This window comes from Streptomyces sp. NPDC020362 (genome assembly GCF_040642095.1).
Taxonomy (GTDB): Bacteria; Actinomycetota; Actinomycetes; order Streptomycetales; family Streptomycetaceae; genus Streptomyces.
The window spans coordinates 25,361-31,869 of the sequence record NZ_JBFAET010000106.1; the positions used below are offsets into that span (position 1 = coordinate 25,361).

Annotated in this window: 6 protein-coding genes; 3 read left to right on the top strand and 3 right to left on the bottom strand. The window is 70.4% G+C overall.

Going from position 1 to position 6,509, the window contains the following annotated elements; all coding sequences use genetic code 11:
* Positions 1–40 precede the first annotated feature (40 nt).
* Together AB0H32_RS29975 and AB0H32_RS29980 are read right to left on the bottom strand one after the other, a co-directional pair.
* Complete coding sequence (locus AB0H32_RS29975) at positions 41–1,150, bottom strand: winged helix DNA-binding domain-containing protein (protein WP_361126696.1); 1,110 nt, start codon at positions 1,148–1,150, stop codon at positions 41–43.
* Between the two features lie 93 nt (positions 1,151–1,243).
* Complete coding sequence (locus AB0H32_RS29980; protein ID WP_361126699.1) at positions 1,244–2,308, bottom strand: glucose-1-phosphate thymidylyltransferase; 1,065 nt, start codon at positions 2,306–2,308, stop codon at positions 1,244–1,246.
* 247 nt (positions 2,309–2,555) lie between these two features.
* On the opposite strand from AB0H32_RS29980, the gene AB0H32_RS29985 reads away from it, so the two are divergent.
* On the top strand, positions 2,556–3,677 hold the full coding sequence (locus tag AB0H32_RS29985) for an epoxide hydrolase family protein (RefSeq protein WP_361126702.1): 1,122 nt from the start codon (positions 2,556–2,558) through the stop codon (positions 3,675–3,677).
* 238 nt (positions 3,678–3,915) lie between these two features.
* Positions 3,916–4,266, top strand: a complete 351-nt coding sequence (locus AB0H32_RS29990) for a hypothetical protein (RefSeq protein WP_361126705.1) — start codon at positions 3,916–3,918, stop codon at positions 4,264–4,266.
* Here AB0H32_RS29990 and AB0H32_RS29995 read toward each other — a convergent pair.
* Positions 4,255–5,283 carry an NADP-dependent oxidoreductase gene (locus AB0H32_RS29995; protein WP_361126708.1) on the bottom strand — a complete coding sequence of 343 codons (1,029 nt, stop codon included), beginning with the start codon at positions 5,281–5,283 and terminating at the stop codon, positions 4,255–4,257. The two genes, AB0H32_RS29990 and AB0H32_RS29995, sit on opposite strands and share 12 nt — an antisense overlap.
* Positions 5,284–5,465: 182 nt before the next feature.
* Between AB0H32_RS29995 and AB0H32_RS30000 the strand changes: the two genes are divergently transcribed.
* Positions 5,466–6,302, top strand: coding sequence for a mycofactocin-coupled SDR family oxidoreductase (locus AB0H32_RS30000; protein ID WP_361126711.1), 837 nt, complete (start codon positions 5,466–5,468; stop codon positions 6,300–6,302).
* Positions 6,303–6,509 lie beyond the last annotated feature (207 nt).

Genomic DNA, 6,509 nt, shown 5'->3' on the forward strand with positions numbered 1-6,509 from the left:
GCGGACCGCGGCACGACCCCGGCCGGCGCTTCCGAAGGGGTCAGGCGAAGAGGACGTCGTGGGCCGCCGCGTCGGCCGCGGCGAACGCCAGCAGCCGGGTCCCCTCCTGGGCCAGCGCCGTACGGTCCTTCTTCGCCAGCGGACGGCCGAACGCCTCGACGACCAGCGTCGCGGTGTCCCGGCGCCGCTCGATGCGCCACAGCCCGCGCACGAACCCGTCGACCAGGAACGTGGACTTGATCAGCCCGTTCGTGGTGAAGACCGGCTTTCGGTGATCGGCGGAGATGATGCGGCTGCGATCGGCGTGCGACAGCAGGACGTTGTCGAACTCGGGCAGGTACCGGACCGGCACGGGAACGTCCCCGTCCGGCCTAGGAGCATCCGGCAGGTCGAACAGCTCGACGCCGCTCTCGCTGCGGAAGGTGCGCAGCAGGGGCCGGAGCCGGCGCATGGACTCGGCGAGGCGGGTCATGCCGGACCAGATCTGCACGTCCTTGACCGACGCCGGGCCGAAGGCCGCGAGGTAGCGCTCGACCATGGTGTCCGGCGTCGCGTCCACGGCCGTCGCCCGGCCCAGCCAGGACTCGGCCGTGGTGTGCACCGCCTGCCCGCTCTCGCCCCACAGTCCGCGCGGCGGAACCTGCACCAGCGGCACCAGATTGCGCACCGCATTGGCCAGCGCGAAGGCGTCCCGGTCCGGCCAGCGCTCGGCCAGCAGCCTGCCGAGCCCGCCCAGGGTGGCCGGCTCCGCCTCGACCAGCTCCCTGCCGAGGGCAGCCACCGCGGACAGGTCGAGGCCGGTCAGTCTGCGGCCGAAGGCACCGTTCAGGGCCCGCTCCAGCGACGGCTGCAGCACGGGCCGCAGACACCGGCAGTCCTCGGCCGTGACCAGGTGGATCGTGCCGCGCATCAGGACCAGGCGCACCACCGCACGGTCCCTGACCGCCCTGGCGAGATCCTCGATGCGAAAGCCGGCCAACCGGGTCCACAGCCCGATGTAGGGCGGGTTGGGCACCTGGGCCTGCATGCCGACGAGATGGCCCACGGCCTCCGTTGCCGACAGCTCCGCCCTCCGGGTCAGCAACTGCCGGGCGAGGAGCGCCCGGTTGAGCGCCCGCCGGTCCAGTACCTCCGCGTCTCCCGTCGCCACTGACCGGAATCCTTTCCTCAGGTGTTCCTCGAGACCCGTCGGCGGTGTCCCGTCACACGAACCGGGCACCCTACTCCGGTCGGAGGGGGCGTATCACGTGGTGACCTCCACCACGGAGTGGTCACCGACCACGAGGCGACCGCACTCGGCGATCACCGCCGAGGCGACCGTGGCGTCCCGCCCGATGACCGAGCTGTGCAGACCGCCGACCCGCTGCACGGTCGCACCGTTCAGCACGATGGAGTAGTGCACTCCCGCAGAAAGGAGGACACAGTCGCGTCCCACGGCCGTGTGCGGACCCACAGAGCTGTCCTCCACCAGGGATCCGGCCCCGATGACCGCGGGGCCGACGATGCGCGAGCGGACGACACGCGCACCCTCCTCGATCACCACAGGGCCGAACACCTCGCTCTCGTCGTCCACTTCACCCCGCACGCAGCGCTGCACGCGGTCCAGGAGCTCGCGATTGCAGTCGAGCATGTCCTCGACCTTGCCGGTGTCCTTCCAGTAGCCCGCGTAGGTCCGCGCCACCACCTCGGCCCCCTGGTCCACCATCCACTGCAACGCGTCGGTGACTTCCAGCTCGCCCCGCAGGCTCGGCTCGATGGCGGCCACTGCGTCATGGACGGCCGAGGTGAAGAAGTACACGCCGATCACCGCGAGGTCGCTGCGCGGGTGCCGGGGCTTCTCGACGAGACGGATCACCCGGCTGTCCTCGTCGAGCTCCGCGACGCCGAACGCCCGCGGGTCCGGGACCTTGTGGACGACGATCTGGGCCGCCGGACGCTTCTGCGCGAACTCCGCGGCGATGTCCCGTACGCCGTCGACCAGCATGTTGTCCCCGAGATACATGACGAAGTCGTCGTCGCCGAGGAAGTCGCGCGCGATCGCGATGCAGTGGGCGAGACCGAGCGGCCTGTCCTGCTGGATGTAGGTGATCTCGATGCCCGGCACCGCACGCTCGCCGAGGGCCGCCGAGATCTCCTGCCCGCGGTCTCCGACCACCACACCGACCTGGGTGACGCCCAGGTCCCGCAGATTCTCCAGGACATGGACGAGTACCGGCTTGTTGGCGATGGGGATCAGCTGCTTCGGCATGGAGTGACTCAGCGGACGCAGCCGGCTGCCCAGCCCACCCGCCAGGGCAAGCGCCTTCATCAGGATCCTCCTCGGTAGGTCACAGGTGCGTCATGGGCCGGAGCATGTGCCGCGAAAGTCGGGGGCCGCTCAATTCCTGCTGGGGACGGCCACGAGCCCCGATGGTCCGGCGGGCGGGCCGGAGCCGTGCGCGGCCACGGGTCCCGCCGCCGGGAGCGGCCGTCTCGACCCGGAGTCGAGCCGCCGTGCAGCCGCCGCTCCTAGCCTCTGGCGACCGATGCCGGAACAGCGCCGAAGGGACTCTCCGATGAGCGCGGCACTCACGCCCTTTCGTATCGACATACCCGAGGCGGACGTCACCGATCTCAGGCATCGGCTGTCCAGGACCCGCTGGCCGGAGGCGGAGACCGTGCCCGGCCACGCCCAGGGCATGCCGTTGTCCCTCATGCGGGAACTGTGTGCCCACTGGGCGCACGACTACGACTGGCGCGCCGCCGAGGCCCGGCTCAACGCGATTCCCCAGTTCCGGACCGAGATCGACGGGCTCGGCATCCACTTCCTGCACGCCCGCTCCCGGCACCCCGATGCCCTGCCCCTGCTCGTCAGCCACGGCTGGCCCGGTTCGGTGGCGGAGTTCCAGGACCTCATCGGTCTGCTGACGGATCCGCCCGATCCGGCCGACGCCTTCCATGTCGTCTGCCCCTCGCTGCCGGGCTTCGGCTTCAGCGACAAGCCGACCGCCGCCGGGTGGACCGCCGAACGCACGGCGGCCGCCTGGGCGCAGCTGATGGAACGGCTCGGCTACCGGCGCTATGCCGCCCACGGGGTGGACTGGGGTTCGTTCATCACCGCCGTCATGGGCGAGAACGACCGCGGCTCGCTGGCCGGTATCCACCTGACGATGCCGTTCGCCCGGCCGCCGCAGGAACAGGTGGAGCTCTCCGAGCGCGATCTGCGGGGCCTGGCCGCGATGAAGGAGTTCCAGCAGCAGGAGGGCGGCTACTCGGTCATCCAGGCCACCCGCCCGCAGACCCTCGGATACGGGCTCGCCGACTCGCCGGCGGGTCAACTGGCATGGATGGCCGAGAAGTACTGGGCCTGGAGCGATCACGACGGCGACCTGGAGAAGGTGATCACCCGGGAGCGCCTGCTCGACATGGCCTCGGTGGGCTGGTTCGCCGCGACCGCAGCCTCGTCCGCCCGCATCTACTGGGAGAGCCACAACAAACTCGCGCTCGCCCCGGTTACCGTGCCCGCGGCGATCTCCAACTTCCCCAAGGACGGCCGTATGCCGCGGCCCTGGGTGGAGGGGCGCTTCACCGATGTGCGCCGCTGGACGGACCACGAGAGCGGCGGTCACTTCCCGGCCCTGGAGTGCCCCGAGGCCCTGGTGTACGAGCTCACGGAGTTCTTCAGGGATCTGCGCTGACGAAGCGGCACCAGGTGCCTGGACGCCGGCCCGCGGCCCGACGCCGCGAGCCGGCGTCTTCGTCGGTCGGGTCCAAGTACCGGGCGGTGCACAACGGTTGCTCGCGGCCGGGCAGCGGTGTCCAGCCGCTCGGCCGGCCACTTCCCGGCGGGCCGCGGGCCGGCGGGGAAGGACGGCAACGCGCCGGGTCCGCCCCCGGTCGAGAGAGCTTCGAGCCGAGCCCCCGATGCTGCGCGCCATGCTGACACCTCCCGACGTGGCGGGCACCTGGACGGCACAGGTCGCGCGTCCCAGCGAAACGTCGCTGAGCACCCTGCGCTTCACCGCCGACGGCCGCGCGCTGCTCATATCCGGCGGGGTGGGCGCGGGCACCTGGACCCCCACCGGACCGGACTCCTTCTCGTACCGGATCACGGAGCCGCTGTTCGACCCGCACGGCGCCTACATCGGATGGGTGGACATCGACCAGCACGCCCTCGGGCGGGGTGACACGTTCACCAGCACCGGCATCTCCACGGTGTACGACGCAGTCGACCGGTGCGCCTACCGCGCACCGGTCGACATCACGGCTCACCGGTCAGACGGCTGAGATCCGTACCGCCACGTTGCCCCGGTACGCGCCCTTCAGGAGCGCGATCAGACCGGAGGGCGCCGCCTCGATACCGCCCTCGACCAGCGTGTGCGGGAAGACGAACCGGTCCTCGGCGACCCACTTGGTGAAGTGTTCCAGCCAGCCCAGAATCTGCTCCGGGGTGTGGTAGCAGGCGAACGGCCGCAGCGTCAGGTGCTTGGTGATGGCCGTCATGAGGTCGAACCGCGGTGCGGCCCCGCGCCCGTTCTGCGCCGACAGCGCTCCGCACAGGGCGAAGCGCGCATGCGGCGCCGCCACCTCGACGGCGGCCTCGAACTGCTCGCCCCCGACGTTGTCGAAGAACACGTCGATGCCGTCGGGAGCCAGCTTCCTCAGCTGTTCGACGACGGGACCCTCGTGGTAGTCGAACGCGGCGTCGAAACCCAGCTCGTTCACCAGGTAGTCCACCTTGGCGCTGCTGCCCGCACTGCCGATCACCTTGGCGGCACCGAGGCATTTCGCGATCTGGCCGGCGAGGGAGCCCACGCCGCCCGCCGCACCGGACACGAAGACCACGTCGCCCTCTGAGGCCTGGGCGAGGGTGGCCATGCCGTAGTACGCGGTGGGACCTTGACTCAGGAAGTACACGGGGCTCGGGAACAGCCCCGGGTCGACCTTGACGAAGATGTTCGCGGGACCGGAGGCGTACTCTCCCCAACCCGTGAAGGACTGCACGACATCGCCGACGGCCAGATCGTCGCTCGCCGACCGCACGACCGTGCCGAGCGCACCGCCGCCCAGCCGGTGACCCACCTGGAACGGGGGCAGAGGGAGTTGGCAGTCGGTCCTCATGAGGTCCTGGTAGGCGGCGGCCAGTGGCAGGTAGTCGGTACGGACCAGCACCTCACCCGAGGCCGGCTCGGGTACCTCGACCTCCACGACATCGAAGTGCTGGGGAGTGAGGTCACCTTCCAGATGCCTGGCCAGCCGCACCTCACGGGCCGTCTTCGGAATTTTCGCAAACACGCCGGTCATGACGCTCCTTCACACCTGGCCAACGACGACGGCCTTCATTCATGCCCCACCCGGCTCGGATCGGGCTCGGCGGTCGCTGGAGAGCGGTGCCGCGGGCCTGGCCGAGCACCGCTCGAGCCGGAGCCGATCCCGAACCCCGATGGTGGCAGGACGCCGACCCACTCACGACGCGGAGGAAAGCGATGGGCAAGTTCGACGGCAAGGTGGTGCTCGTCACCGGCGCGGCCCGGGGCCAGGGGCGTTCCCACGCGGTCAGGTTCGCCCGCGAAGGAGCCGACGTGGCCGTCCTCGACGTCGCCGCGCAGGTGGGCTCCGTGCCGTACACGATGCCGGGCACCGACGACCTGGACGAGACCGTCAAGCTGGTGGAGAACCTGGGCCGCAGGTGTGTCTCCGGCAGGGTCGACGTGCGCGACGCCCGACGGCTCGGCAGCTTTGTCGGCCAGGTCGAGGAGGAGCTGGGAGGTGTCGACTTCCTGCTCGCCAACGCCGGGGTGTTCTCGTTCTCGACGATCGCGGAGATGTCCGACCGGACCTGGCAGGACATGGTGGACGTCAACCTGACCGGGGCGTTCCACTCCATCCGTGCCGTGCTTCCCGGCATGATCGAGCGGCGCCGGGGCCGGATCGTCGCGACCTCGTCGATGGCCGGCAAGATGGGCATGGCGAACGTCGGACACTACGCGGCGACCAAGTGGGGGCTCATCGGACTGGTCAAGTCGGTGGCCACCGAGGTCGGCCGCTACGGAATCACGGCCAATGTGGTGTGCACGGGAGCGGTGGACACCCCGATGATCAACAACCCGAGCGCATACAAGCTGTTCCTGCCGCACCTGGACAATCCGAGCCGGGAGGAAGTCGTCCAGGCCTTCCGCGAGTTCAACACCATCCCCGAGGCATGGGCCGAGTGCGAGGACATCTCCAACACCATGGCCTTCCTCTGCTCCGACGAGGCCCGCTTCATCACCGGCGAGACGATAGCGGTCGCCCTGGGCCAGAACGCCTCCAACGCGACCTGACGCCGCGGTGCGCGGTGTCCCGGTGACGGCGATGCCGCGCCGGCGGGCACGGTCGTCCCGTGGAGCACCGGCCACAGGCGTGGTGAACGTCGGCTGGGCTTGACCACGGCGCAGTCCTCCCGTGCGGTGAAGGCCGCGCGGCCATCACCGCACCCGAGGTCAGCGTGTAACGGCGGCAACCCCGCCACCCCCGGGACGCCGGTGTCG

What these genes read in the sequence shown, in the direction of transcription:
- AB0H32_RS29980 (WP_361126699.1), bottom strand. Translation starts at nt 2,308, where the DNA reads ATGAAGGCGCTTGCCCTGGCGGGTGGGCTGGGCAGCCGGCTGCGTCCG.
- AB0H32_RS29985 (WP_361126702.1), top strand. Translation starts at nt 2,556, where the DNA reads ATGAGCGCGGCACTCACGCCCTTTCGTATCGACATACCCGAGGCGGAC.
- AB0H32_RS29990 (WP_361126705.1), top strand. Translation starts at nt 3,916, where the DNA reads ATGCTGACACCTCCCGACGTGGCGGGCACCTGGACGGCACAGGTCGCG.
- AB0H32_RS29995 (WP_361126708.1), bottom strand. Translation starts at nt 5,283, where the DNA reads ATGACCGGCGTGTTTGCGAAAATTCCGAAGACGGCCCGTGAGGTGCGG.
- AB0H32_RS30000 (WP_361126711.1), top strand. Translation starts at nt 5,466, where the DNA reads ATGGGCAAGTTCGACGGCAAGGTGGTGCTCGTCACCGGCGCGGCCCGG.